The 25695-nt window shown below is 57.1% G+C and carries 22 protein-coding genes and 2 pseudogenes; 9 read left to right on the top strand and 15 right to left on the bottom strand.

What is annotated here, in order from left to right; all coding sequences use genetic code 11:
* Window positions 1-136 precede the first annotated feature (136 nt).
* Window positions 137-304: pseudogene (locus tag ABJO75_RS16930) on the bottom strand (redoxin domain-containing protein); the annotation flags it as partial.
* Window positions 305-410: 106 nt separating this feature from the next.
* Between ABJO75_RS16930 and ABJO75_RS16935 the strand changes: the two are divergent.
* Window positions 411-875, top strand: coding sequence for an Rrf2 family transcriptional regulator (locus ABJO75_RS16935; RefSeq protein ID WP_348131958.1), 465 nt, complete (start codon window positions 411-413; stop codon window positions 873-875).
* A gap of 223 nt (window positions 876-1098) precedes the next feature.
* Here ABJO75_RS16935 and ABJO75_RS16940 read toward each other — a convergent pair whose 3' ends face one another.
* Entirely contained in the window at window positions 1099-1371 is a 273-nt protein-coding gene (locus tag ABJO75_RS16940) for a metal-sensitive transcriptional regulator (RefSeq protein ID WP_348131960.1), read from the bottom strand.
* A 139-nt stretch (window positions 1372-1510) separates the two neighbouring features.
* On the opposite strand from ABJO75_RS16940, the gene ABJO75_RS16945 reads away from it, so the two are divergent.
* The 3 genes and pseudogenes from ABJO75_RS16945 to ABJO75_RS16955 form a co-directional block, all read left to right on the top strand.
* Window positions 1511-2299, top strand: coding sequence for a MauE/DoxX family redox-associated membrane protein (locus tag ABJO75_RS16945; RefSeq protein ID WP_348131962.1), 789 nt, complete (start codon window positions 1511-1513; stop codon window positions 2297-2299).
* Window positions 2299-3075 (top strand): DsbA family protein, encoded by a 777-nt coding sequence (locus tag ABJO75_RS16950; RefSeq protein WP_348131965.1) that lies wholly within the window; start codon window positions 2299-2301, stop codon window positions 3073-3075. Before ABJO75_RS16945 ends, ABJO75_RS16950 begins: the two co-directional genes overlap by 1 nt.
* A gap of 157 nt (window positions 3076-3232) precedes the next feature.
* Window positions 3233-3529, top strand: a pseudogene (locus ABJO75_RS16955) (IS6 family transposase); the annotation flags it as partial.
* Window positions 3530-3662: 133 nt separating this feature from the next.
* Here the strand turns inward: ABJO75_RS16955 and ABJO75_RS16960 are convergent.
* The 3 genes from ABJO75_RS16960 to ABJO75_RS16970 form a co-directional block, all read right to left on the bottom strand.
* Complete coding sequence (locus ABJO75_RS16960; RefSeq protein ID WP_348131967.1) at window positions 3663-4793, bottom strand: exo-alpha-sialidase; 1131 nt, start codon at window positions 4791-4793, stop codon at window positions 3663-3665.
* Window positions 4794-6368: 1575 nt separating this feature from the next.
* Window positions 6369-7481, bottom strand: a complete 1113-nt coding sequence (locus ABJO75_RS16965) for a ParB N-terminal domain-containing protein (RefSeq protein ID WP_348131969.1) — start codon at window positions 7479-7481, stop codon at window positions 6369-6371.
* A complete protein-coding gene (locus ABJO75_RS16970; protein ID WP_348131972.1) occupies window positions 7474-8877 on the bottom strand; it encodes an AAA family ATPase in 1404 nt (467 codons plus the stop codon). The genes ABJO75_RS16965 and ABJO75_RS16970 overlap by 8 nt, the downstream gene beginning before the upstream one ends.
* A gap of 523 nt (window positions 8878-9400) precedes the next feature.
* Between ABJO75_RS16970 and ABJO75_RS16975 the strand changes: the two genes are divergently transcribed.
* Both ABJO75_RS16975 and ABJO75_RS16980 read left to right on the top strand, forming a co-directional pair.
* Window positions 9401-10582 (top strand): replication initiation protein, encoded by a 1182-nt coding sequence (locus tag ABJO75_RS16975; RefSeq protein WP_348131975.1) that lies wholly within the window; start codon window positions 9401-9403, stop codon window positions 10580-10582.
* A 236-nt stretch (window positions 10583-10818) separates the two neighbouring features.
* On the top strand, window positions 10819-11934 hold the full coding sequence (locus tag ABJO75_RS16980; protein WP_348131978.1) for a Fic family protein: 1116 nt from the start codon (window positions 10819-10821) through the stop codon (window positions 11932-11934).
* 132 nt (window positions 11935-12066) lie between these two features.
* Here ABJO75_RS16980 and ABJO75_RS16985 read toward each other — a convergent pair whose 3' ends face one another.
* From ABJO75_RS16985 to ABJO75_RS17010, 6 genes are all read right to left on the bottom strand, one after another.
* Window positions 12067-12489: a RidA family protein gene (locus tag ABJO75_RS16985; protein ID WP_348131981.1), complete on the bottom strand. Its 423-nt coding sequence runs from the start codon at window positions 12487-12489 to the stop codon at window positions 12067-12069.
* Entirely contained in the window at window positions 12486-12935 is a 450-nt protein-coding gene (locus ABJO75_RS16990) for a thioesterase family protein (protein ID WP_348131983.1), read from the bottom strand. The genes ABJO75_RS16985 and ABJO75_RS16990 overlap by 4 nt, the downstream gene beginning before the upstream one ends.
* Window positions 12932-13675, bottom strand: coding sequence for an SDR family NAD(P)-dependent oxidoreductase (locus ABJO75_RS16995; RefSeq protein WP_348131985.1), 744 nt, complete (start codon window positions 13673-13675; stop codon window positions 12932-12934). The genes ABJO75_RS16990 and ABJO75_RS16995 overlap by 4 nt, the downstream gene beginning before the upstream one ends.
* The gene (locus tag ABJO75_RS17000; RefSeq protein ID WP_348131988.1) at window positions 13672-15957 is read right to left on the bottom strand and encodes a bifunctional salicylyl-CoA 5-hydroxylase/oxidoreductase; all 2286 of its coding nucleotides are present in this window, start codon (window positions 15955-15957) and stop codon (window positions 13672-13674) included. The genes ABJO75_RS16995 and ABJO75_RS17000 overlap by 4 nt, the downstream gene beginning before the upstream one ends.
* A 175-nt stretch (window positions 15958-16132) precedes the next feature.
* Window positions 16133-17620, bottom strand: a complete 1488-nt coding sequence (locus tag ABJO75_RS17005; protein ID WP_348131991.1) for an NAD(P)/FAD-dependent oxidoreductase — start codon at window positions 17618-17620, stop codon at window positions 16133-16135.
* An 11-nt stretch (window positions 17621-17631) separates the two neighbouring features.
* Window positions 17632-18069: a cupin domain-containing protein gene (locus tag ABJO75_RS17010; protein ID WP_348131994.1), complete on the bottom strand. Its 438-nt coding sequence runs from the start codon at window positions 18067-18069 to the stop codon at window positions 17632-17634.
* Between the two features lie 152 nt (window positions 18070-18221).
* Between ABJO75_RS17010 and ABJO75_RS17015 the strand changes: the two genes are divergently transcribed.
* Window positions 18222-19205, top strand: a complete 984-nt coding sequence (locus ABJO75_RS17015; protein ID WP_348131996.1) for an AraC family transcriptional regulator — start codon at window positions 18222-18224, stop codon at window positions 19203-19205.
* A gap of 15 nt (window positions 19206-19220) precedes the next feature.
* Here the strand turns inward: ABJO75_RS17015 and ABJO75_RS17020 are convergent, their stop codons facing one another.
* From ABJO75_RS17020 to ABJO75_RS17035, 4 genes are read right to left on the bottom strand one after another with little or no spacing between them, the layout of a single operon-like run.
* The gene (locus ABJO75_RS17020; RefSeq protein ID WP_348131999.1) at window positions 19221-20852 is read right to left on the bottom strand and encodes an AMP-binding protein; all 1632 of its coding nucleotides are present in this window, start codon (window positions 20850-20852) and stop codon (window positions 19221-19223) included.
* A gap of 44 nt (window positions 20853-20896) precedes the next feature.
* Window positions 20897-22057, bottom strand: coding sequence for an acyl-CoA dehydrogenase family protein (locus ABJO75_RS17025; protein ID WP_348132002.1), 1161 nt, complete (start codon window positions 22055-22057; stop codon window positions 20897-20899).
* On the bottom strand, window positions 22057-22857 hold the full coding sequence (locus ABJO75_RS17030; protein ID WP_348132004.1) for an enoyl-CoA hydratase family protein: 801 nt from the start codon (window positions 22855-22857) through the stop codon (window positions 22057-22059). The genes ABJO75_RS17025 and ABJO75_RS17030 overlap by 1 nt, the downstream gene beginning before the upstream one ends.
* A complete protein-coding gene (locus tag ABJO75_RS17035; RefSeq protein WP_348132006.1) occupies window positions 22854-23339 on the bottom strand; it encodes a MarR family transcriptional regulator in 486 nt (161 codons plus the stop codon). Before ABJO75_RS17035 ends, ABJO75_RS17030 begins: the two co-directional genes overlap by 4 nt.
* A gap of 188 nt (window positions 23340-23527) precedes the next feature.
* Between ABJO75_RS17035 and ABJO75_RS17040 the strand changes: the two genes are divergently transcribed.
* Window positions 23528-24364 carry an alpha/beta hydrolase gene (locus tag ABJO75_RS17040; protein ID WP_348132009.1) on the top strand — a complete coding sequence of 279 codons (837 nt, stop codon included), beginning with the start codon at window positions 23528-23530 and terminating at the stop codon, window positions 24362-24364.
* Between the two features lie 114 nt (window positions 24365-24478).
* Window positions 24479-25666, top strand: a complete 1188-nt coding sequence (locus ABJO75_RS17045; protein WP_348132011.1) for an ABC transporter substrate-binding protein — start codon at window positions 24479-24481, stop codon at window positions 25664-25666.
* Window positions 25667-25695 lie beyond the last annotated feature (29 nt).

Here is a 25695-nt window from a genome sequence, read left to right on the forward strand (position 1 = left end):
GCCGTGACGGAGCAGGCGATGACCAACCGTGTCCGGGTCCCCGCAGCTGTCCGGGAATTACCGAAATCCCTGTCCGGGATTTACCGAAACGCGTGTCCGGGAATTACTGAAATCCGTGTCCGGGAATTTGCGAAACCCGCAACTGTGATGTCCGGCCCATTTCGGTCGTGCAAACGGGGGTGAAGTCAGCGGGGTGGCTGAAGAAGAACGCCCAGTTGTTTCCCATCCAGTCGTGGAAGCTGATCGGGCCAGTTGTTGTGTCGGCCTTAAAGTCGGGGGCAGTATCGCCGATTCTTAGGGTCATGTCGTATTTCCTATATTTTAAATAGTTCTTTTAAGCGATTTAGCGTAACCTCTTTACAAAAGCAATAGTTTGAATATATCTTTTTCTGCGACAACAGGATGCAGCCATGAAACTGACCAGCTACACGAACTACGCTATGCGCTCATTGCAGCTTGCGGCCTTGAAAGCACCGGAACTTGTGCGGATTGATGACGTCGCGAAAATCCACAACTTGTCCCGGCCACACATTATGAAGATCGTGCACGAACTGGGCAAAGCCGGATATCTGGAAACTGTCCGTGGCCGGAATGGCGGCTTCCGTCTTGCTCGCCCGCCGGAAGAGATTATCGTAGGCGAAGTTGTTCGGATAACTGAAGGCCCGTTAGATGTGGTCGAGTGCTTTAACTCGGAGAAAAACACTTGTCCGTTGATCGGCATCTGCATTTTGTCAAAAAAGATACAGGAGGCGACAGCCGCCTTCATGGCCGTGCTCGATGACCTCACGATTGCAGACATCTCCGCCAATCGGGGCCAGTTGATGGATCGCATCGCTCCGCTTGAATCCCCACGGCTTGAAAAGACGACACAATGAATGTCCCGGCTTAGAGTTGGCCTGCTGCCGGTTTCGTGGGCACCGTGATAAGGTGTTTATGAAACGGTTCTGATAGCTTTCATCTCCCAAACCTATCAGAAGAGAGATCAGGGGATGTCCACTCCATCAAAACCCCATACAAGGCCCTATCCAATCTTTTCTCGGACGCGACTAGGGCAAAACCCCCACTTTTGGTACAGTCCCCAAACTCTCGACTGAACAGTTACTTTGACGCCTTCTGCAATAGCCCGATCAGCTCGTCAAACTTCGCCCGTTGCTCTTCGGGTTTGCCACTTTGGATGGCCGTCTCGACACAATGCGCGGCGTGGTTTTCGAGGATCAGCTTTTCAACGCCCAAAATGGCAGACCTTATTGCCGCTGTCTGCGCCAAGATGTCCATACAGTAGCGGTCGGCCTCGACCATACCTGCAACACCTCGCACTTGCCCTTCCAGCCTAGAAAGCCGGTCCAGTGTTCTGTCTTTGTTGGTTTTCACGAGCGGCGCTCCCACTTTTTTGGATTCCTGGGCTGACATTTCGAAGATATACCCCATCTAGGTATATGCGTAGTGCCTGCAATAGAAGATCGAGACAACGCTACAGTGGTTTTAGACAAAGCGCATCAGGAGACCCATCGTGCCAAAAGACACCCGTGACGTCGCCGACGTAACGACCGACCCCGCGGCATCCGCGACCGGAAAAACCGCCGTTCTCTACCGCATGGCCCTGCCAAACCATCTATGTCCGTCGGGACAAAAGTCACGATGGCTACTGGACCGCTACGGCTATGAGGTCGATGACCGGCTGTTCCGCGAACGGTCAGAGGTCGATGCGTTCAAGGAAGCGTATGACGTGCCCACCACCCCGCAAATTTGGATCAAAGGCGAGCGTGTCGGCGGATATGATACCTTGCGCCAGAAACTCACCAACTACGACCCTGATGCGACAACTTACAAGCCGGTCATCAATCTGTTCGTTGTTGCCGCCGCGACGGCGTTCGCGTTGTCCATCGGTTTTCTCGGCGCGGTCACAGGGCAGACGCTGGGTTGGTTCATTTCGGTCTCGATGATCCTGTTGGGGATGCAAAAGCTCCGTGACATCGAGAGCTTTACGACGATGTTTCTCAACTACGATCTGCTGGCGCGGAAATGGGTGCCATATGCGTATGTCTATCCTTGGGTTGAAACAGCGGCAGGTATCCTCATGACAGGGATGTTGTTGACTTGGCTTGCGGCCCCTGCAGCGCTCTTTATCTCGACGGTCGGCGCAATCAGCGTGTTCAAGGCCGTTTACATCGACAAGCGAGAGTTGAAATGCGCCTGTGTGGGCGGCGGATCGAATGTGCCTCTTGGTTTTGTCAGCCTGACGGAAAACCTTATGATGATGGGAATGGCCATTCTGATGCTTGTCCAGATCGCGGGATAATGGCCAGGAATGCTGACTGGAAACGGCGGGCGTTACTGGCTGGCGGGGCCCTCGCTGTTGCTGGATGGGTGAAAGGCGTTCCGTATCTGGCATCGCTGGGACAGCCGGACTTCGCGTTCGAATACATACCTGATCTACCACCCTTCCGGCGATTGCTGGGGGCCGGTGCGTCTACACCGGGCGCAGCAATTTTTGCGGGTGTCGACACAGGCGAACCGGAAACCGACGCTGTTGATGAACTGGAGCTGTTTGTCAGGGAAAACCCCTGTACCGCGCTTTTCGGTAAAGGGTCCAGCAACACCGTACCGATCGCGATGTTCTCCGACTTCGCCTGTCCGATCTGTCGCGTGATGGATGATCGGCTGACCGATCTTGAGGCGAGTGACCGGGATACCTTTCACATCGTCCGTCATCAACTCCCGCTTCTTGGCGTAGCTTCGGCAGTTGCCAGCCGCGCGGTGCTGGCGGCAGACCTTCAGGGCAGATATCGCGATATGCACGCGCGTCTTATCCGAACACCTGCCCTCACGGATGAACGCTTCATCGCGGCAATTGCAGAAAATCTCAATCTCGATGCCGCCAGACTGCTCAAAGATATGCAGTCGGATGCCATCGACCGCCGCCTGCGGCTGACAGCAGCCATTGCAAATGTGTTCGGCTTTATCGGTACGCCCGCATTCGCAGTCGGGCGGACAGTGTTCATGGGGTCGATCCAGACAGGCTCACTGCGTAAACTGATCGCAGGTGAGAAAGCAAATCCCTGTCTGATTGTTTGACTCAACGGCAAAATTTGCGCCAATTGGGGCTGTCTGTCCCATGCCGTTCGAGCCTTCGCCCGAGGTTGTATTTGGGCAAGATTAAACTCAGCCGGGAGCCGAGGGTCGTAATCGCCACTTTCGTGCCATTGCATTTGCAATGCACTGACGGGCCGTGGACAAGCTGCGCAGCTATATCAAGCCGATCAAGACACTGGCGCCGGACACTGACCACCGCGAGTACAAGGGATTGTATAACGCCATCAAAGGGTCACACAGACCGACCCGCAAGCGAGAGACGATATTCGGGCGGTTCAAATCTCACCGACAGGCGCAGAAATTTCTGACAGCACACGATGAGATCAACCTGATCTTCCGTCCGCGCCGCTACCAACTTACCTCAATTTCAGACCACCATGCTCGGACTTGCGCGTTCAGCCTCTGGTCTGATTACACCGCCGAATTGGTGCCGTGACCTCTCGGTTACTAGAATCTTACAAGTTGCATTCAACAACTTGACGATGCCCCCCAAACCACTGGGGTTCGTGGATCATGACAACAAGTCAGCTTCAAGCCGTAGGATTAAACACCTTATGTCGCATGTAGTGTCATAGGGTGAGCGTTTCCACCGACAGGATCGTTGGCAGATGCCGGGCGATCTCTGAGAAGCTTTCGCCTTGGTCTAAGCTGGCAAAGACCGATCCCGTGTTGGTTCCAAAGTATAACCCTGCTTCTGCGTCTGTAGCCATCGACTGACGCAGCACGGTGAAGAAACACGAAACTTTTGGCAGGCCGTCACGTTTGGCCTCCCACGTCTCGCCACCATTCGTAGATTTCCACACGGCGGCCGAAGCCTCAGGTGGGAAACGACCGGCGTCATCGCCGTTCAGTGGCACGACCCAGATCACATCTGGATCATCCGGGTGCACCGCGATCGGGAAGCCAAAGGTGGACGGCAACCCGGTTGTGATATCGCTCCAAGTGCGCCCGCCATCCGTACTGCGATAGGTGCCATGGTGATTTTGCTGATAGAGCAGATCATCGGAACCGCGTTGCATGTTGTGCACGCAGTGGCCGGTTTCGCCGTTGCGTGGCGCAGCAGGATGGTGGTGCTCGGCGCAGACGGTGTCATTCGACAAACGGTTACGGCGCTCCCAGCTCTTGCCGCCATCTTCCGTAGCAAAAACCCCTGCCGCAGAGACGCCTAGCCAGATCTTCTCTGGGGTGTTGGGGTCGCTTACCAAAGTATGAAGCACCAATCCGGCGGCTCCGGGGTTCCAGCTTTCGCGCGTTGGATGGCTTTCAAACGCTCCGTTCTTCTCCCAGGTCCGGCCACCATCTGCACTGCATAGCAATGAAGCCGGGTTTGTTCCCGCATAGAGAACGCCGTGCGCCTTGCGCAGTGACCAGACAGCCTTGAGATTGTCAAAAGGCACATCAATCGGTTCCCAATTGAGAAATGTCGCCGTTTCCGGGTCCGAGGCTGCCCATTCATCGATCTGACCATTCGAAAGTTTGGAAAGCTCCCAATGATCGCCATCCTCGGACCGCCAGACCCCTGCCCCGGGCCAATCACCGCCGCCACCAGCCCAAAGCATGCCGCTGTCCGCGTCGCCGATGACATGATTGATGCACCAGCCATCACAATGCGGGCCAGAGACGGACCAATCATCGCCGTCGGGTGTTATGATAAAAGCACCTTTGGTGGTGCCGAGAAGAAGTCGCGTGGATGCAGTCATGCTTATCCTCCGATCACGAAGATAGCACAGCTGTTTGACTCTGTCGCATCACTGGTGATTGCGGTACCAAAACTGGCATATCTATGCACCTGTCACTTGGCACCCACATATTATCAGACTCAATCTGAGTCGTGCGACTATCCTAAGAACCGCTAGATCAGGAGGGAAAGTCGCGAGTTCGAAGAGCAACTTGGCCGCGCAATGCGCCTCTCCGCTGCCCGTGTCTCGCGCGTCAATACCAGCCGCTGGCGGTATTTGATGCGTTGCTCAAAGAGCAAGAAGTGGGTCTACACATTGCAAGTCGAACTGCAGATGGGACAAAGCCGCACCCGACAAAAACGCCACATCTTTAGGAGTTTTTGCGCGCGTTGAGGTGATCCAAGACGGGACCCCGGATATGGTGTCGTTGACGCCACTGAAATTCGGGCGGGCATGGGTCATGCTCCAAGATTACCCAATTACGGCGCATATATCAGCATAAATGCGTGGAAACCGCCTCGCCCCACCCCTCCATATTACGTCCTATAATGCAAACTTATCGGGCATATTGAAGTCTGGTACGCAAAACCGGGTGTCGCCCTAATTCAAAGGATGGTTTCGGCTTGAATCCCGCTCATTGTTCAACAGAGGCAGCACTCTATAGGTGGTCTGAATTCTCGCTCAATCTCTAAGCTCGTCTTGCGGTGTCGGTCAGCATAGGTCTCTCCTTAGTCCAACAGTGGCCGTGGAAACTGAAGATGCGAAATCATTGGCATGGCTCTATTGAATAGCCTACGAGCTACCTCAGGGTAACGCTCCAATACGTCACGAAAACTGTTCTCCGGCCAGGAATTGAGCCCATTTTAAAATTGCGGCTTTCGCCGAGCTAAAGTTGTTATCCTTGCAGATGGTGGCGAAAGTAGCCAGCTTCATGTAGCGGCCTATTCGTCGTTTTCTTCAAGATCAGCGCGCCGGCGAGGCGTCTGCTTCCTAGTTCGTTGGGAAATATGTCGACGACATTGCTTCGACGCCTGGTCTCATCGTTCATGCGTTCAGACAGTCATCAAAAGCAATCACGCTGGAGTTGCGGAAGAGAAAAAGCCGGTCCTGACAAAGGATATTGCAGCGATTTACACCTCCCCGCCCTGCAACCTGCTTTACACACACGGGCTGGTCTATCAGGCCGATCGACCATTGCACTAGAATGCGCGACACTGACTGCATCAGCCTAGATGTGCACAGTGGAGGCCAAAAGAAAATCAGCGAGCAAGGCCCACTTCTGGCACGGCGACAAACGACGGACATATCCCACGCATAATCACGCAACCTGTTACGAACGCTGGCACCAGCGTCGGCCTACCATAACCGGGTATAGTCGAAACTATGCTGAGGCCGTGCGCTATCCCCTGCCCTAGCCTGCAGCACGCCGGTCGAGGATCATCAGTTCAAGAAGCACCGCTGACCTGACTCCACCGAACTGTCCTGATGCGACGGAAGTCACGGTGACTAGAACTCGGCAAGCCCAACCAAAGCAATGGGTCCTGGACCCGTGACCCCACTTCGCGGCTCAAATATTAGGTTTCGCCGCGAAACCTGTCAGGGTTTTTCCAGCAATGTGCGGATTTCCTCTACGAGGCTATCCATTAAATCCGCATCAACCTTGGAGCCCTCAAACCTCAACAGATACCCTTCGCTATCGGTCTGACGGCGAATGGTGATCCCGGACGATGTCACTAGAGTTTCAGCATTTTGCCAACCGGACACGTGTTTGCGTGATTTGGGACGGCCACCCTTTTTGGGGTCGGGTTTTGGTGCATCCATAGACGCGATCACAGCATCGATCAAAGCGCCCTCCTCCTCACCAGATGCAACGCTTCTCTCCGCCAATGCCTCTCGCAGTATCGCCTCCCCACCCTGGCGCAAGGCTTGCGCCAACTTGAGACCGCGCCGTTCACTGAGCGCGTCCGGGAACTCCAGCATGTCACCAAGCTCTTCAAATATAAGAGCAAAGCTTCGCACCTTGGACCTCTTGGCCTTGGACCCGGTTGCGTAGAGCTTGTTGACTGCGTCCTCGACATTGAGGAACGCGCCCTGTTGCGATGCCAGTACGGCGATGCGACCCCGCTCAAATTGACTGAGTTCCGATCGCACCTCGTTTTCTTCAACCATGGCGACGAAGGCGGCGTCAGCTTCGGCTGCTGGACGAATGATTGATCGGATGGTCTTGTAACGGTCATCTTCGGTCAGACCGAGCAACTCTCGAACGGCCATCAGGCGGCGATAGCCGGACACAAGCCCGTAGCGCACAGCTCCCGCCTCATCGACCTCGGGAAGCTCATACACCTCAATGGGCAGTCGCAGACCGTTGGCCGCAATCGAAAGGCGCAGTTCAAGCATTTCACCCGCATCAATTACGCTGCGGTCTCGTACCATCGCATCGGCATCAATGTCGCCGACGGGCAAATCGACCAGCAGGCGACCTTCTGTTTCCGCCCCCCTCAAGTCCGCCTCACGCCTTTCCAGATGGGCCAGACGCGTTCGGTCTTCGGGGCTGGAGGGCTGTGAAAGCGCGGCGCTATCGGCCGCCACCTGCGCAATGGGCGCGAGCCCGCGACCGGATCCAGCACCGGAGGTTTCGCTGCGAAACTCCTCCTCAAGTTTGCTCAGATCAGCGCTGCTGGGTGCTTCGAGTTTTCTGCGTCTAGCCATTTGACTCCTCCTCTGCAGCCTGTTTTGCCTTGGCAGCTTCAAGATCACGCCACCAGGTTCCGAGAATGATCTCTTTGACCTCGGCCCACGTCCGGTCAAATGTTTCGCGGCCACGTACATAGGTATCTCGATTAAACTCACGATAATCGGCCTCGTAAATACCGTTCACCTGTTCGCCAGCCTGGCCCACCATAGCGGTCATATCTTGGCGGTACGTGGTCATGAAGTCGCCGAAATACGCCTGGATCACATTGGCAAGATCGGTCTGCTGGCTGGCATCAAAACGGGTAATGAGCGCGCGCACGGCATCCCACTCGAACTTGATTTCCGGCAGGCCATCCCGGCGGCGGGCTGCGTTTTCACCTTCTTCGACACTGGCAAACGTCGAATAGAGCATATCAAAGAACCGGCCCGTCGAGTCGAATTCAAGAAACGAGGCTCCAAGTGGCACCAAAAGAATATCGGCGGCCGCCAAGGCGTTGATGGTTAAATAGCCGAGCGCCGGGGGAGTATCGAGAAAGATGATGTCGTAATCGTCTACGATGCGTTCGTTGGTCAGCGCATTGGTTAGCGCATCCCACAACGGCCAACTGCGTAGGTTCATACGCCAGACTGGAATCTGGAACTCGGCCCAGTAGAGGTTGAGCTGCGCGCCAAGCAGATCGATGTTGGGCCAGTGTGTGGATTGAATGATGTCGCGCGCCGAAACGTTCAGGGCTTCGGTTAGCGTTTCATCGAAGGGCAGGGGGGGCTGACCCGCCGCTGCACGAACGCTGTTCTCGGCCAGCATGGCCTGCGCGTAATCCTTGGCCATGAGGGGAAATGCGGTGGACCATTCATTGGCCACGTCACCGCCCATGATCGAGGTCAAGGAGCCTTGGCTGTCAAGATCGATCACAAGCACCTTGTAGCCGTCCAGAGCAGCGGACATCGCCAGATGGGCTGTGGTGGTTGTCTTGGACGTGCCGCCCTTAAAGTTCGACACTGCGACGATCTTGGCGGACAGACCTTCGGGGCGCCATGGCTGATACTCACGGTCTCGTGCACCTTCGGCGGCAAAATGCGCACGCAAGCGCAACACGTCATCCAGAGTGAACCACTTGGAATTGCCTTCGCCAACGCCTTGGGGAAGATCGGGGTACTTCTTGAGTACACGCCTGAAATGTGCGGGAGCCACCGGGATGAGAAACTTGCAGATCTCCCAAGTCGAAAAATGGCGAAGCCTTTTCTTGCCGTCCGGAGCATAGCCACGCCGCGCCAAATCTTCTCGGCCCTTGGAGGCGAAAGCTGCTGCTTTTGCGAATCGGGCAGTGTCGATAGGGTCAGACAACTTTGCTGCGGCAGCAGCCGGATCGATGCTGAAGTATGGGGGGAGGGGGTCTTTGCCTGCGGCCATCTCAGTTCCTCTGCGATGTTTTGCTATTATTATGATTTGGACCGAACTATCGCACATGTGCAATGGTAAAGACACGTCCACCGAAGGTTTCGCGGCGAAACCAGTCCAAAAAATATGAAAACGACAGCATATAGATTGTAATAGCTTTGAGATCTTTAGAATCTTTGCGCCGAAAAAAACGTTATTATTTAACACGGTAGATGAGCATGGGGACCCAAATACAGGCGTAAAGGGACCTGTTTACAGGTCTAGTGGCGCCGTCTTACGGGATAAGTAGGCCCGATTCGCGGGATAAGCGGAACCAGGGCCCGGTAGAGCCTCTTTTTGGCGCTCTACACCCAACTATGGCGGCTATTGTGGATAACTCACCCTGTATTTGGGTACCTGTATATAGAGGTAAACCGGGGGTCATTGCCAATGGGGACCCAAATACGGGACGTCGTACAGTGCGGTTTGGGGACCCACAGAAAGATTGCATACAGGTCCCCGAAAGTGCATAATGTGGATAAAAGTGAGCAGTACAATGGACGATATTCCACGCGACCAACTCTCGGGCGCGCTACGGCGCGGCGCAGTCAAAAAACATGTCGCCGCGATCCACGTGTCGGGCAAGCTGACGTTGTTGCAGCGCAAGTTGTCAAATGTCTTGCTGTTGAACGCATACGACACGCTCACCAGCCAGAGCACGTTTTCGATAGATGCGCGGACCCTGTGCCTCATGATCGGGTACAACTCAAATGATATGGACACGCTCAAGGCGTCGTTACGTGGATTGGCAGAAACGGTCGCGGAATGGGACATGTTGGATGAGAAGGGGCAACAGGAATGGGGGGTGTCGAGCCTGCTGAGCTATGCGAAGCTGAAGGGGGGCGTATGCGAGTATGCCTATTCTCCTGCGTTGGCTGAAAAGCTGCATGATCCGAAGGTGTTTGCGCTGATCAACCTGAATATCCAGCGCAAGTTCACCTCGGGCCATGCCTTAGCACTGTATGAAAATTGCTATCGCTTTATTCGAACCGGCAGCACGGGCTGGTGGCCGATGGACCTGTTCCGTCGTCTGATGGGGCTGGATGGGTCGAGCTATTATGAAAGCTACAAGCATCTGAATGCAAAGGTCATCAAGCCGGCCGTGGCGGAAGTAAACAAGACCAGCAATATTCTGATTGAGCCGGAAACGCGCAAGAAGGGCAGGGTGGTGTCGGACATCCGGTTCCAGATCAAGGAGAACCCGCAGCTGGCGATCCTTGACCTGGATGACGGGCGTGCGATGCGGCATGGGCCGGTTTATGGGCGACTGCGCGAGCAGGGGGTCAGTGACCGTTTGGCTCGGCAATGGCTTAGTGCATATGGCGAAGATCAGGTTTCTGCCAAGCTGAACTATGTGCAGCAGCGCAAGGACGTCAAAAGTATGGTCGGTTATCTAAGTGCTGCCCTTAAGGAAGATTATGATGCGTCGGGCAAGCCTCCCACGCCGGCAGTGCCTTTGACCAAGAAGGCAGAGAGGTTACGTCGCATTCAGGCCGCCGTAGACGCGCGCAATCCGACACAGCGAGACGCGGACAAGCGCTTGTTCGCGAGCCAGATCAAAGACGATGTTTTGAGGTCCAACTTTGAGCGCTTTGGCTGGATCTCGCCATTGAACATTCGCGCTATTCACGAGTTCTGGGAAGACATGGACCCTACGATATTTGAGGGAATCGAGTGAAAGCGTGCAGGCACGACAAAATGTACCTACGTGGATATCGGTGATTGAGCGCGAGACAGGACCAGTAACAGTGAGACGGTGTGGATAATTTCGATTTATTCAGCACTTGCAAGGGCTTCCAATGCGCAAACTATCGGCCGGATCCTGAAGGCTCGTGTCGTCATTGAGGTATAGGATTGACTTCTATGGCTCGAAAGTGATTTTTTTATGAGTTATAGAAGGGACGTCTACAACTCATGGTTTGGAACTGGCAGATACCTGACTGGCCGGAATTCCGGTATGACTCGGCGGCCCTAGCACCGCTTGAACAGCGCTTTTTGTTGTCTTCCGGTGAAATCCTCGGTGCTGTCCATCATGTCCGGCCTTCGGAATGTGATCAACTCCGCATCGATTTGCTGAGCGATGAGGCCATGAAAACCAGCGCGATCGAAGGAGAGATGCTTGACAGGCTCAGCGTGCAATCGTCACTTCGCCGGCAACTCGGCCTGGCGCCGGACAACTATTCGAGCAAACCACGAGAGCAGGGGGTGGCGGAGATGATGGTCGATGTTTATTCGACCTATGCTGAGCCACTGAGCCACAAGACGTTGTTCCGATGGCATAGTATGCTGCTGTCCCATGATCGACGGGTGGACACGATCGGTGGCTATCGACTGCATAAAGACGCAATGCAAATTGTGTCCGGACGCCTTGACCGGCCGACAGTGCATTTTGAAGCGCTATCGTCGGATCAGGTGCCGGAAGAGATGGACCGCTACATGGTCTGGTTCGATAGGACAGCGCCTGATGCCGCCAATCCGTTACCGGCTTTGACGCGAGCGGGCCTCGGCCATCTCTACTTTGAAAGTATTCACCCCTTTGAGGATGGCAATGGTCGTCTGGGCCGTGCCTTAGCGGAAAAGTCCTTGGCGCAGAATATTGGGCAGCCAAGCCTGATTGCACTTGCCTTTACGATCGAACGAGAACGGAAAACCTACTATGACCAGCTTGAGCAACACCAGAAAACGTTGGACGTTACCTCGTGGTTGGAGTGGTTCGCCGAGACGGTCCTGACAGCGCAACAGGTTACTCTGGAACGAGTCGGGTTCTTTATTGCGAAGGCGCATTTCTACGACCGCCACCGCGAAAAGCTGAATAAGCGGCAGGCCAAAGTGATCGAGCGGATGTTTCGTGAGGGACCCGATGGCTTCAAGGGTGGCCTGAGCGCCGAGAACTATCTTTCGATCACCGGCACGTCGCGGGCGACGGCGACAAGAGACCTACAGGATCTCGTTGAAATGGGAGCGGTCACGCGCACTGGTGAGCGGCGCTATACACGCTATTGGCTCAGGCTCGAAAAGCAATCTGCTTGACCTTTTTTCGGCATGGTTGGCCAACACAGCAATGCCACAAAGTTTTGGATTTCAGTCGCCGTTACAGAAAAGCAATGTGCTTCCTTTTCCGCCAAGTACGGAAGGTGTCGGGCCTTGGGGTTGCGTAGAACCTCAGTCAGCTTCCGCATTGGGAATGACGGCAGTGGCTTCGATCTCGATACGCGCGGCGTCTTCCATAAGCGCAACCACCTGCACAACCGCCATGGCGGGAAAATGTCGACCGATCACTTCGCGATAGGCTGCCCCGAAGGCTCGGAGGTTGGCGTTATATTCCTGTTTGTCGGTGATGTACCACGTCAGCCGGACCAGATGCTCGGGTCGCGCGCCACCTTTGGCCAGAACGGCTACGATATTCTGCAAGGTCTGGCGGAACTGGCCGACCATATCGGTTTCGACCCATTCCTGGTTCTCATTCCAGCCGACGAGACCGCCGGTGAAAATCATTTGGCCCTCGGCCAGAACACCATTGGCATAACCTTTGGCGGGAACCCAGCCGTCGGGCTGGAGGAACACGTGCGGGGTCAAAGTTGTCATGTCTCGGGCTCTTTCTGTGTTGGGGTGGTGGCCGTCAGATATGCGGCCATGCAGGCGCGCGCGTCATCGGGCCAGGGGGCCGATTTGCCGCCTCCGGTTTTGGCGTGAATGATCGTGGCCTCGCAGTCAAAGCGGGCTTCGCCCTTGCTGCTGCAATGGATGTCAAAGGTGGCCGAGGCAGTCCCAAGCCGTGCAAGAGTCAGGTCCAGATCCAGCCATTCGCCCAGATAGGACGGGTTTGCAAACCGCACGTTGATCTGCCCCATCGGTGTTCCCATCCCGTTCTCGGACACACCCATGGAAGACCAGCCATAATCGACGATATCGGCCAGAAACCGTTCTATGGTTGCGGATATCATCTCAAAATATCGAGGGTAAAAGACCATGCCTGCCGGGTCGCAATGATTGAATTCGACCTGACGTGTCAGGCGAAACGTTTCGCTCATGTCTCGCCGCCCGATACTGAGATGGACTGACCCGTCACCATGTCAGAGCCGGACGAACACAGCCAGAGGACGGCCTGGGCCACGTCATCAGGTGGAACGAGCCGGTGCATGGGGTTCGTTGCCTCAAGTGAGGCGCGGGCCTCTGCTGTGCTACGTCCGGTCTTTTCAACGATATTCGCGATCGACCGTTCCGTCATCTCGGTATCGAGAAAGCCGGGGCAGACGGCGTTGGCCGTGACGCCTTTGCGCGCAAGCTCCAGCGCCACGGATTTGACCATGCCGACCACGCCATGTTTGGCCGCCGCATAGGGCGCAACATAAGGATAGCCCTTGAGACCTGCGGTCGACGCAATGGCAATGAGCCGGCCCCACGGTTTGTCAGACATGGCGCGTGCGCCTTCGCGCAGCGTTAGAAAGGTGCCGATCAGGTTTACGTCCAGCATGTGCCGGAAATCGGCCAATTCGGTTCGGACAAAGGGGGCGCTCGCCGATGCCCCGGCATTGGCGACGACGATATCGGGCGCAGCGGTGGCAATGGCCTCTGCAAGAACAGCTTCGTCGGTGATGTCGCAGACAGTGGCCGCGATGCCCGACTGGCCCGCCGCAACGGCGGCAAGCGGGGCCTCGCGCCGACCGCAGATCGTGACCTCTGCACCCGCTTGCGCCAAACGGGTCGCGATGACAGCCCCGACACCCGAGCCTCCGCCGGTCACAAAGGCTGATTTGCCAGCAAGGCTCATGTTGCCATCGTCCTTGCACGTTCGGCCAATGTGTTGGCTTGGCGGCGCCCGCCTTCGTAAGGAGACGGCCAAACCTGTTCTTCGTCGCCGAGGTCAACAGCCGCATGCAACGTCCAATAGGGGTCGGCCAGATGTGGCCGGGCCAGCAGAACCAGATCGGCGCGCCCCGCCATGAGGATAGAATTGACGTGGTCGGGTTCATAGATATTGCCCGCGACCAGCGTCGGCAGGCCGATTTCGTTGCGGACCCGGTCGGCAAAGGGCACCTGGAACATGCGGCCATAGATCGGTTGTTCGGCCTTGTCGGTCTGTCCGGAGGAAACGTTGATCGCGTCGGCGCCAGCGGCCTTGAAGGCGGCACCGATCTGCACCGCTTCGTCCGGGGTGACAGCATCATCACCCATCCAGTCGTGCGCCGAAATACGAACCGTCATCGGCTTGCCTTCGGGCCATTCTGCGCGCATGGCGGCAAAGACCTCCAGCGGATAGCGCAGGCGGTTCTCAAGAGAGCCGCCATAGTCGTCGTCTCGTTTGTTGGTGACGGGCGAGATGAAGGAGGCCAACAGATAACCATGGGCCGCGTGCATTTCGATCATGTCGAAATCTGCATCGCGGGCAGCGCGCACCGCAGTAACGAACTGGTCGCGCACCGCGTCCATGTCGGCGCGATCCATCGCCTTTGGGATGACATTGCCGTCCATCAACGGGATTGCCGAGGCCGACAAAAGCGGCCAGTTCTCGCCCTCTGGCAGTGGTTGATCCATCCCGTCCCACGCCAGCCGGGTTGAGCCCTTGCGGCCGGAATGCCCGATCTGGGCGCAGATCTTTGCATTGGTTTCGCCGTGGACGAAATCGGTCAGGCGTGTCCACTCCGGAACCTGCTCGGGGCCGATACAGGGGCAACCCGGTGTGATCCGGCCTTCTTTGCTAACGCAGAGCATTTCGGTGAATACCAGCCCTGCGCCGCCTTTGGCGCGCTCGGCATAATGCACGAAATGCCAGTCCGTGGGCATGCCGCCTTTCGCCTTGTATTGCGCCATGGGCGAGACCACGACGCGGTTCGCAAGCTCCATATCGCGCAACCTGAATGGTGCGAACATCGGGCTTCGGGTCGAATTGCTACCGGCCTGCGCTTGGAACCAGGCTTCGGCCGAGGCCAGCCATTCGGGGTCGCGCAGGCGCAGGTTTTCGTGGCTGATCCGTTGTGATCGTGTCAGCAGCGCATAGTTGAACTGCATCATGTCGAGTTCGAGATATCGTTCAATGTCCTCAAACCACTCGGTCGAATTGCGTGCCGCAGAGGTGACACGCAGCACCTGCAACTTGCGGTCGTCCTGATAGGTCTGAAGGGCGTCGGACAGGGGCTTGCCGGAGGAGAGTTCATCGGCAAGAGCGATAGCGCTTTCCATTCCCAGTTTTGACCCTGAACCGATGGAGAAATGCGCCGTGGCCGATGCGTCACCAAGCAGTACCACATTGTCAAAGAACCAGTTCTCGCAGGTCACACGAGGGAACTGAATCCACGCAGATCCGCGAACATGGTTGGCGTTGGTCATGAGGGTATGACCACCCAAATGCTTGGCAAAGATTTTCTCGCAGAGCGCAATGCTCTCTTGTTGCGTCAAGGCGCCAAAGCCAAAGGCCTGGTAAGTCTCGGGGCCGCATTCGACAATGAACGTCGCGGTATCATCGTCAAACTGATAGGCATGCGCCCAGACCCAGCCGTGTTCGGTCTTTTCAAAGATGAAGGTAAAGGCGTCGTCGAATTTCTGATGCGTGCCCAGCCAGACAAAATGGTTTGCCCGCATATCGACGTCTGGCTGAAACTGGTCCGCATACAGGCTGCGGGTTTTGGAGTTCAGACCGTCAGAGGCGACCACGAGATCGTTATCACGCCGCAATTCTTCGATTTTGTCGGGCGTGATGTCGGCCTCGAACTCAAGGACCACGCCCAGATCGTGGGCTCTCTGCTGCAGCAACATGAGCAGCACCTTGCGCCCGATGCCACAGAAGCCATGTCCACCCGAGGTCATGCTTTCCTCGCCCCGGACCACCTTGACGTCATCCCAATAAGCAAAGTGATCGCGGATCATCTTTTCCGACACGGGGTCGTTATCGTCAAAGTTCGACATCGTCTCATCAGACAGAACCACGCCCCAACCGAACGTGTCGTCCGCACGGTTCCGTTCATACACCGTGATTTCGTTCGCTGCGTCGCGCAGCTTCATCGAGATGGAAAAATAGAGCCCGGATGGACCCCCGCCGAGAACCGCAATTTTCATAGCCGAATTTCCCTAGTTGTCCGGATCAGGTTAGCGGGTCGGCAAACTATTTCAAGTATAAAATATTTAAATATTCCATATGATCCTGCCGGTCTATTCCTGGCGCACGGCAGTGGGCCCGTGCGCTTGGGTTTCGCGCCCAAGCAGACAGTGCCAGGGCGCGGAATTTGGCTGGTTATCCCGCGTTATAAGACGGAGCGGTTGCCAGAAACCGGCCATAGGCTGCGGCATCTGGATAGTTGAAGGTTTCGGTCAAGGGGTTTGACCGCTTCCATTGGGTTGCCCCCATGTCCTGCATCAGTTCGTCAAAGTGACGAAAGTGGAATGGTGCCGAGCATTGGCCGCCATAGACCTGTGCCGCTGGCCGCTCGTTTCGCCTCCACTGCAGCATGGCCGCGATATTCTGTTCCATATCCTGAGCGGATGGTTGGCGTGCCAGTTGTCCGTCCATGTAGCGCACCAGCCAGTTGGCGACCATCTCTGCGGACAGAACCGTGCAGAAAGACGAATTGAATCCAACAAAGCCCATATCCGGCAGGTCGGGGTTCACCGACAGACGATAGGTCCGGTATTGTCCATCGGCCTCGATCAGCTTGTCCTGATATTCCTGCGCCAGATAGGGGACACCCAGTTTCCAGCCGACCGCAAGGATCGACAGATCGCACGGGATGATATCGCCGGTGGTCAGCCTGATCTTGCCCGGTTCATAGCTGTCGGTACTGCCAATCACCGGCTTGACCCGCCCGGCATTCATTTCCTCAAAGAGGCCCGGCGTGACGATCGGCAGAGAGCAGGACGCCTCTTTCTCGATCGGGGAGTTGGGGACCATATTATGTTTCTTGAGGCCCAGTTGCAGCTTTAGAAGCGTCTCAAGACCACGGAAATTCGCCCAGACCAGCGGCTTGGTGATCGCCGCCAATGCGCGCTGAATCGGGCCACGGCCCCAGCCGTTGAACTGCATCTCTTGCGCCCGCATATAGAGCAGCCGCTTGAAGTTTATACCGCCCACGAAATAGGGAATACGCCAGACGTTTTCGCGGTACACCAGATGGACCGAGGCGGCACCGTTCCTTGCGGCGTTTACCGCTATATCGGTGCCGGACTTCGACGCCCCGAGAACAAGCACATGCTTGCCTTTGCACATGGTCGGATCGGTGTAATCCGAAGAGTGCAGAACTTCCCCCCCGGCTGTGATGAAGCCCTCCAGTCCGGGGTGGGTGATGATGTTCTTTTCCGAGAACTGCCCGGTAGCAATGGCAACAAAATCAAAATCCTCTGCCCATTCGTTCGATCCGGATCGCAGGCGCAGGGTCCAACCTGGATTGCCATCGTCGCGTCGGTCCATCGACAGAACTTCGGTATTCAGCTTGAACAGCCGCGCCAGTTGATGCTTGTCCGCATAGGAGTGCAGATAGGCATGAACCTGCGGCCCCTTAGGCCATTCGGGATAGTTCGCCGGCATGGGATGATCTGAATAGCAGTACAATTCCTTGGGCGATTGTGTCTGAACATCCGGATAGGACCGCGACAGCTCCCACACGCCACCAAAATCGTGGCTGCGTTCAAAGCCGCAGACCCGGTGCCCTTTCTCGTCAAAGGCCTTGGCCGCGGCGAGGCCCGAGACCCCGCCGCCAATCACGGCTACCTTCTTGCGATTGACCATGATGCGCTTCCTCACGCGGCCGGAGGCGGCAGGAAATCAACCTCGTGCTCCGCAGAAATGCGGACCAACTCTTCGGGATCGGTGACACCGTCCAGTTTGCCGAACAGGTCGAACAATTTGCGCGACGGGGCGACACCAAAGACGCAGGTCGCTTCTTTGCCGGAGCGGTTGAAGATGCCATGCGCGACGCCCATGGGCATCCTGATCGTATCGCCGGTGCCAGCCTTGTGGACGTCTGCGCCGAATTCAATTTCAAGATCGCCGGTCAGCATGATTATCCATTCATCCTGAGTGGTGTGAATGTGAGGCGGCACAAAGGTTCCATCGGGGATGACCGCGTGCCAGATCATCGCGTTTTCGCTGTAGAGCTTGGGGGTGTAGGTGTGACCAACGACATTCCACTGTTTGCCGTCGACTGAACCATCAGAAAGGGTGACGCCTGCTTGCATGATCATATTCTCCTGTTGATACGGGACTCACGCGGCCCCGTCACACTCACTCTGCCAGAGTTTCGGACAGGTGTTTATCCAGATTGCGAATCCGAATTGGAGTCGAGAGCTTTAAGGTTGAAATATTTGTGACACTCGCACAGAGTTTGCGCATGGCCCAACCCGATCCCCATTCTGCCAAGGCCCTGCTGTCCGGATTTCCCATTCTGCGGACCGAAGACCTGTCCGAAGCGCGGGCCGTGGTCGGGCAGGCTTTCTGCGATCATCGGCTGGATATGCGGCGTGACGCACAGTTGCGGGTCCGGCACAATCACGTTGGTGGAGCTGAAATGTCGCTGAACACGCTTGGATATGGCGCAGAGGTCGAGATTGATCCCGGTCAGCTTCAACACTTTTACTTGTTGCAGTTTCCGCTGGCCGGGGCCGCGCGGATCCAACATCGGGGCGAAACGGTCGAGGCAGGTGCCGACACTGCCACAATCCTGAACCCGGACCGCGACGCCCGTATGATCTGGGGCGAGGGGTGCCGAAAGCTCTTGCTGCAGGTCAATTGCGGACATCTGGAGCGCGTGGCCGAAGATCTGATTGGTGCGCCACTTCAAGGTGCGGTGCGGTTTGATCCTCGGGTCGATCTGACACAAACCGGCGGGCAGCGTTTGTTCCAACAGGTCACCGCAGCGGCCCGCGCGGCCACCCATGGAAACCTGTGGCGCGATGGTGCTGGTCTGAACGAGGCCTGGGTCGAACGAGAACTGGTCAGCGTATTGCTGGAAAGCCAGCCCAGCAATATCAGTCATATGTTATGGCGTGTTGCCCGCGCGCCGACGTCGCGAGAGATGCGGCGGGCGCTGGATTATCTACATGCCAATATCAGCGAACCGCTGCGGGTCGAGGATATCGCGCGCGAGGCGGGGCTGAATATCCGGTCATTGCAGCTGGGGTTCAAAGCAGCCTATGGCGTTTCGCCCATGCGGTATCTCAGGGATGTTCGACTGGATGCGGCGCGTTATTTACTCAGCCGACGCCAAAATCGTGAAAGCGTGACGCAAGTGGCCTATTCGGTCGGATTTTCCCACCTTGGGCGGTTTTCACAAGACTATCGCGCCCGGTTCGGCACCTCCCCAAGTGCGGGGTAGGGCCGGAACAAGCTGTTAGCTTTTCAGACGAAAGCGCTGAATTTTGCCTGACTCGGTTTTGGGGAGTGCTTTGATAAACTTTACCGACCGGGGGTATTTATACGGGGCAATCGAGGCTTTCACATGCTCTTGCAGCGCCTTGACCAGTTTTTCACCCGGCTCGTGGTCTTCGGCAACGACGACATGTGCCTCGACGATGGAACCGCGTTCCTCATCAGGCTGGCCGACCACAGCGCATTCGATAACCGCAGGGTGGGACAACAGCGCCGCTTCGACCTCTGGCCCTGCGATGTTGTAACCCGACGAGACGATCATGTCGTCATTGCGGGCGGCAAAGTGCAGATAGCCGTCTTCGTCCATGACAAAGGCATCGCCAGTGATGTTCCAGCCGTCCAACACGTAGTTAAGTTGACGGTCGTCTGCCATATAGCGGCACCCGATCGGTCCACGCACCGCCAATCGTCCGGTGGTGCCACGGGGCACTTCGTTGCCATCCTCGTCGATCACCTTGGCTTCGTATCCGGTCACGGGCTTGCCAGTGCAGGCCGGGCGGTGGTCGTCAAAGCGGTTGGTGACAAAGATATGCAGCATCTCGGTCGCGCCGATCCCGTCCAGCATCGGTTTGCCAGTTTTCTGCATCCATTCCTCATAGACCGGGGCAGGGAGGGTTTCGCCCGCCGACACGGCAGCCCGCAGCGATGAAAGATCGGCCCCTTCATCCATCGCGCGCAGCATGGCGCGATACGCCGTGGGCGCGGTAAAGCTGACGGTTGCCTTATACTTCTGAATGATCTCGATCATATTGGGTGGCGAGGCGTTCTCCAGCAGCGTCGCCGCCGCACCAAACCGCAGGGGAAACACCGCCAGCCCGCCAAGGCCGAAGGTGAATGCCAGAGGAGGGGAGCCGACAAACACATCCTCGGGCGTGACGCCCAGCACTTCCTTGGCATAGCCATCGGCGATAATCAGGATGTCGCGGTGAAAATGCATAGTCGCCTTGGGAGAGCCGGTGGTGCCCGAAGTAAAGCCCAACAGGGCCACGTCATCACACGCGGTTTTCACCGCATCGAATTGAACAGGCTTTTCCAATGCCAGCCGATCGAGCTCGGCATCGTGGTTCGACGTCCCGTCAAATCCGACCACCTTTCCAAGGAATTCGGATGCCTTGGCGCAGGTGGCCATTTCGTCCATCAGCCGTGTGTCGCAAAAGGCGAACTGAATGCGAGCCTTGTCGACGATGGCGGTCAGCTCGCCCGCGCGCAGCAACGGCATGGAGTTTACGACAACCGCGCCAGCCTTGGTTGCGGCCAGCCAGACGGCGACCATAGCGGGGTTGTTGGCCGATCGGATCAGGACGCGATTGCCGGGTTGAATGCCAAGGTTCTCGACCATGACGTGGGCCAAGCGGTTGGTCCAGTCGGCCAGTTCCTTGTAGGTGCGGCGGCGACCATTGCCGATCAGCGCCGTGTTGTCGCCAAAACCCTTGGCGACCATCGCGTCGGTCAATTCGACACCGACGTTCAACTGTTCGGGATAATCGAACCCATCCAGCAAGAGGTCGGGCCATTGATCTGCCGGGGGCAGGTTGTCGCGCGTGTAGGTATCGACATGGGCCGACGGGCCGAGGGTGAGGGTCTGTGGTGTCATATTGAGAATTCCCTGTTGTCGGTCCAAGCCGTTTGTTGATTTCGTTAGCCGGCCAGCGCGGCATCCAGCGTCTGGCCGGCGATGATCACTTTCTGAACGTCCGAGGCACCTTCGTAGATGCGCAGCGCCCGAATTTCACGATAGAGCCGTTCAACCGTTTGGCCCGAGCGGACGCCATCACCGCCATGCAGCTGAACGGCGGCGTCGATGACCTTTTGCGCTTCGTCCGTCGCGAACAGTTTGGCCATTGCAGCCTCTCGGCTAACGCGGGGTGCCCCACTGTCCTTGGTCCATGCGGCGCGATAGACCAGCAACGCGGCGGCATCGACACGCAGCGCCATGTCGGCGATATGCGCTTGCACCATCTGCAAATCGGCCAACGGTTTGCCCTGAACCTCGCGGCTGGTGACGCGGGCGACCGCTTCGTCCAGCGCACGGCGGGCGAAACCCAAGGCGGCCGAGGCAACTGTGGTTCGAAAGACGTCAAGCACGGACATGGCAATCTTGAACCCTTGCCCGCTCGCGCCGATCAACGCTGATTTTGGCAGCCGCGCACCATCAAAGCGCAGGGTTGCCAAGGGGTGCGGCGCGATGGTGTCGAGACGTTCTGCGATTTCAATTCCCGGCGTGTCGGCGGGCACGACAAAGGCCGAAAGACCGCGTGCGCCCGGACCTTCGCCGGTGCGGGCGAAGAGCGTATACACGTCAGCGATACCACCGTTGGAGATCCACGTCTTTTCCCCGTCCAGCACCCAGCTATCGCCGTCATCCCGCGCGGTCATGGTGGAGTTCGCGACATCGGAACCTGATTGCGGTTCCGTCAAAGCAAAGGCGGATAACGCCTGTCCGGAGCGGGTCAGAGGCAGCCATTCGGCCTGCTGTTCGGGCGAGCCAAACAGCGAAATGGCACCGGTTCCCAAGCCCTGCATGGCAAGGGCAAAGTCTGCCAAACCATCATGCCGTGCCAATGTTTCGCGCGACAGGCACAATGTACGCACATCCAGTGGCGCCGGGTTGGCCGGGTCGACGGCGGTCGGGTTCAGCCAGCCATCCGCGCCCAGTTTGGCAACCAATGTCCGACAGGCATTGTCGGTGTCTTTGTGGTCGATCTCGCCCAGGTTTTCTGCCCAACTGTCCAGTGACAGCGCATGTTCCTTGTGCGCGGGGGTAAGGAACGGCCAGTCAAGATAGCTGCGATCCGCCATCAGTTGCCCTCGAACACGGGTTTGGCCTTGGCGACAAAGGCGTCATAGGCGCGGGTGAAATCCTGTGTCTGCATGCAGATGGCCTGAGCCTGCGCCTCGGCCTCTATGGCCTGATCCAGTGACATCGACCATTCTTGTTGCAGCATGGTCTTGGTCATCATGTGGCCGAAATTGGGGCCCTCTGCGATTTTCTTTGCCCATTCCGCGGCTTCGTCTTCGAGCTGATCTGCGGCGATCAGACGGTTCCAGAACCCCCAGCGTTCGCCTTCGTCGGCGCTCATGGCGCGGCCAGTATAGAGCAGTTCGTTCGCGCGACCCTGACCGATGATGCGAGGCAGCATTGCACAGGCCCCCATGTCGCAACCGGCCAGACCAACGCGGGTAAAGAGGAAGGCGCATTTGGCTTCTGGCGTCGCGACGCGCAAGTCAGAGGCCATGGTGATGATCGCGCCAGCACCGACACAAACGCCGTCAACGGCGGTTATAATCGGCTTGCCGCAGTTCAGCATGGATTTGACCAGATCGCCGGTCATCCGGGTAAAGGCCAAGAGTTCCTTCATCGACATCTTGGTCAGCGGACCGATGATGTCGTGCACATCCCCACCCGACGAGAAATTGCCACCGTTGGAGGCAAAGACCACGGCCTTTACATCGTCGTCATAATGCAGGTCGCGAAACCAGTCGCGCAGTTCGGCATAGCTGTCAAAAGACAGCGGGTTTTTCCGTTCTGGTCGGTCCAGCCGAATTGTCGCGATACCGTCCTTGATATCGCACAGGAAATGCTTTGTATCGGCCCTCATTGACCATCCTCCTCATCTAGATTGGTGATCGAGTCGAACCGGTCCGAGAAAGACCGCGCCTCCGTTGGCGTGAACCCCCCAAGCAGGTCATCGATCCATCGTTCATGGGCTTCGGCCTGCGCTGCAAAGACCTCGCGCCCTTTGTCTGTCAGTTGCACCAGCATGGCGCGACGATCGCCGGGGACCTGCATCCGAACAACCAGACCCTCCAGGGCCAGTCGGTCGACGATGCCGGTGACATTGCCGTTGGAGACGCGCAACACGCCGGACAGTGCGCTCATCTTCAGACCATCGTCAAAGCGCGCGAGCGCGGCCATCACGTCAAAGCGGGGCAGGGTCGAGTTGAACTCGGTACGCAGGTTCTCGCGCAGCTGCGCTTCCACGCGCCGCGTGCTCTTGAGCAGGCGGAGCCACAGCCTCAGCCGCTCTTTCGAGGCCGATACCGGGGCAGTGGTTTCCGTCTCTGTGTCCCTCTGTGCCACCGTGCTCTCCGGTCTGTTTCTGTCTTTGATGCTGAAAGGCTAGGCAGCGTCGAAATTTATTTCAAGTAAAAAAAGTTTTAGCTTGAAATAAATTTCGACCCGCGTAACGTTTGCCTAAATTGAAGGTCCTCGGTGCTCGCAAATGATTTCAAGAGTCCAAGGTCTGAACGACAAACGGGGAGTTGTAGATGGTCGCTTTCGCGGTGACGGATTGGGATGACGCCTATGAGAACGGGCGCAATATTCCTGGTGGATCAGACTATCCCGCTGCGTGGGTTGAACCTGCTGTCTCATTTCGCGCCGCTGCCCGCGCCCATTTGGAGCTGCCTTATGGCGAAGGCGCGCGTCACCGATACGACCTGTTCTTGCCGGAAGATGCGCCCAAGGGCCTCTTTGTTTTTGTTCACGGCGGCTACTGGATGGCGCTGGACAAATCTTACTGGTCACACCTCGCCGCCGGACCGCTGGCGCAGGGGTGGGCTGTCGCGATGCCGTCATACGATCTCTGCCCCGAGGTTTCGATTGCCGACATAACGGCGCAGGTCGGCGCCGCGATCACCCATGCGGCAGACGAGATTGACGGCCCGATCGTTCTCAGCGGGCATTCCGCCGGAGGACATCTTGTTACAGCGATGATGTGCGAGGATTCACCGCTTTCCGATGAGACCCGCTCGCGATTGGCGCATGTTCTGTCGATCTCGGGAGTTCACGACCTGCGCCCGATGCTCCGGACCGAACGCAACGCGGCGTTGCAACTGAACATGGTGAGTGCAGAAGCAAACAGCCCGGTCCTGAAACGCCCATTGAAACATGTGCCGCTCACCACGTGGGTCGGAGGCGGCGAGCGACAGGAGTTTCTGCGCCAGTCGGTGCTATTGTCGAACATCTGGCATGGTCTTGGATGCATCACGCAAGACGTGGTCGCGCCAGACCGCCACCATTTCAATGTCATTGATGACTTGGCTGATCCCAACAGCGCCATGCTGCAAACCGTACTCGGCAGCGCGGGCGAGGGGGGTCAATAAGAACTTGCATTCGCAACGCGTTATCCTCCTCAATGTGGGTCTAGCGCGTTGTTCAACCGGCCTCGCGCCCAAACAGACGGCAAAAGCCGCAGATATCAATCAGGGAGTTCTGAAATGAACCATAAGATCAAACTACTTGCCTCTACCTTGCTGTCCGTCGGGCTGACTGCCCCGGCCTTTGCACAGGATGTTCCTGCCTCCGCCAATGATGACGTGCTCAAGATTGGCCTTATCTACACCTTGTCCGGCCCCCCGGCTGCGTTGGGTGAACAGGCGCGCGACGGGTTTCTGCTGGCAGCGGAAAGCCTTGGCGAGATTGGCGGAATGAAAACCGAAATCATCGTTGTTGACGACGAAGGCCGCCCCGATCTGGCAGCCGACAAGGCGCGTGAACTGGTGCAGCGTGATGAAGTTGATTTTGTTGTCGGGCCGATCTTTTCCAATATCCTGATGGCGATTGTACAGCCAGTTACCTCGACGGGGACGATCCTGATTTCGACCAATGCGGGCACCTCGACCCTCGCGGGTGAGGCGTGCAACCCGAACTTTTACACGACGTCCTATCAAAACGATCAGAACCATGAGGTCATGGGGGCCTATGCCCAGAGCCAAGGGTATCAGAACGTCTTTCTGATGGCGCCGAACTATCAGGCGGGTAAGGACAGCCTTGCGGGCTTCAAACATTCCTATACCGGGGCGACCGCAGGTGAAGTGTTTACCGAACTGGGACAGCTCGATTTTTCGTCTGAACTCGCACAGATCGCGGCATTCCAACCTGATGCGGTCTTTACCTTCATGCCGGGTGGCATGGGCGTGAACCTTGTGAAGCAGTACAGCCAAGCGGGCCTTACCAGTATCCCGTTCCTGTCGGCCTTTACCGTCGATGAAACCACATTGCCCGCAACACAGGATGCGGCGGTCGGTATGTTGGGTGGCGCAAACTGGGCCCCTGACATGGATACCGAGGCAAACAAGGCGTTTGTTGACGGCTATATCGCCAAATACAACGCGGTCCCCGGCACATATGCGATGCAGGCCTATGACGCGGCACAGTTGATCGACAGCGCGGTCAAGAAACTGGGTGGCGACCTGACCGACCGTGACGCCCTGCGCGCGGCGATCCACGAGGCCGACTTTGACAGCCCGCGTGGCGACTTCAGCTTTGGCGCCAACAACTTCCCGGTTCAGGATTTCTATCTGGTCGAGGCGGTAAAGCGGGACGACGGCATGTACGGCACCTCGGTCAAAGAACAGATCTTTGACGACTACGTCGATAACTACGCCTCTAAGTGCGAAATGTGATCGACTGACGGGCCAGGAGGGTCACGAAC

Source organism: Sedimentitalea sp. (assembly GCF_039973035.1).
In the GTDB taxonomy this organism is placed as follows: Bacteria; Pseudomonadota; Alphaproteobacteria; order Rhodobacterales; family Rhodobacteraceae; genus Sedimentitalea.

Coding starts and splice junctions, on each gene's coding strand:
- ABJO75_RS16950 (WP_348131965.1), top strand. CDS start 2,299: ATGGCCAGGAATGCTGACTGGAAACGGCGGGCGTTACTGGCTGGCGGG.
- ABJO75_RS17015 (WP_348131996.1), top strand. CDS start 18,222: ATGGCCCAACCCGATCCCCATTCTGCCAAGGCCCTGCTGTCCGGATTT.
- ABJO75_RS16985 (WP_348131981.1), bottom strand. CDS start 12,489: ATGACAACTTTGACCCCGCACGTGTTCCTCCAGCCCGACGGCTGGGTT.
- ABJO75_RS17025 (WP_348132002.1), bottom strand. CDS start 22,057: ATGGCGGATCGCAGCTATCTTGACTGGCCGTTCCTTACCCCCGCGCAC.
- ABJO75_RS16960 (WP_348131967.1), bottom strand. CDS start 4,793: ATGACTGCATCCACGCGACTTCTTCTCGGCACCACCAAAGGTGCTTTT.
- ABJO75_RS16995 (WP_348131985.1), bottom strand. CDS start 13,675: ATGAGCCTTGCTGGCAAATCAGCCTTTGTGACCGGCGGAGGCTCGGGT.
- ABJO75_RS17045 (WP_348132011.1), top strand. CDS start 24,479: ATGAACCATAAGATCAAACTACTTGCCTCTACCTTGCTGTCCGTCGGG.
- ABJO75_RS16990 (WP_348131983.1), bottom strand. CDS start 12,935: ATGAGCGAAACGTTTCGCCTGACACGTCAGGTCGAATTCAATCATTGC.
- ABJO75_RS16970 (WP_348131972.1), bottom strand. CDS start 8,877: ATGGCCGCAGGCAAAGACCCCCTCCCCCCATACTTCAGCATCGATCCG.
- ABJO75_RS17030 (WP_348132004.1), bottom strand. CDS start 22,857: ATGAGGGCCGATACAAAGCATTTCCTGTGCGATATCAAGGACGGTATC.
- ABJO75_RS17000 (WP_348131988.1), bottom strand. CDS start 15,957: ATGAAAATTGCGGTTCTCGGCGGGGGTCCATCCGGGCTCTATTTTTCC.
- ABJO75_RS17020 (WP_348131999.1), bottom strand. CDS start 20,852: ATGACACCACAGACCCTCACCCTCGGCCCGTCGGCCCATGTCGATACC.
- ABJO75_RS16975 (WP_348131975.1), top strand. CDS start 9,401: ATGGACGATATTCCACGCGACCAACTCTCGGGCGCGCTACGGCGCGGC.
- ABJO75_RS16965 (WP_348131969.1), bottom strand. CDS start 7,481: ATGGCTAGACGCAGAAAACTCGAAGCACCCAGCAGCGCTGATCTGAGC.
- ABJO75_RS16980 (WP_348131978.1), top strand. CDS start 10,819: ATGGTTTGGAACTGGCAGATACCTGACTGGCCGGAATTCCGGTATGAC.
- ABJO75_RS17040 (WP_348132009.1), top strand. CDS start 23,528: ATGGTCGCTTTCGCGGTGACGGATTGGGATGACGCCTATGAGAACGGG.
- ABJO75_RS16935 (WP_348131958.1), top strand. CDS start 411: ATGAAACTGACCAGCTACACGAACTACGCTATGCGCTCATTGCAGCTT.
- ABJO75_RS17010 (WP_348131994.1), bottom strand. CDS start 18,069: ATGCAAGCAGGCGTCACCCTTTCTGATGGTTCAGTCGACGGCAAACAG.
- ABJO75_RS17005 (WP_348131991.1), bottom strand. CDS start 17,620: ATGGTCAATCGCAAGAAGGTAGCCGTGATTGGCGGCGGGGTCTCGGGC.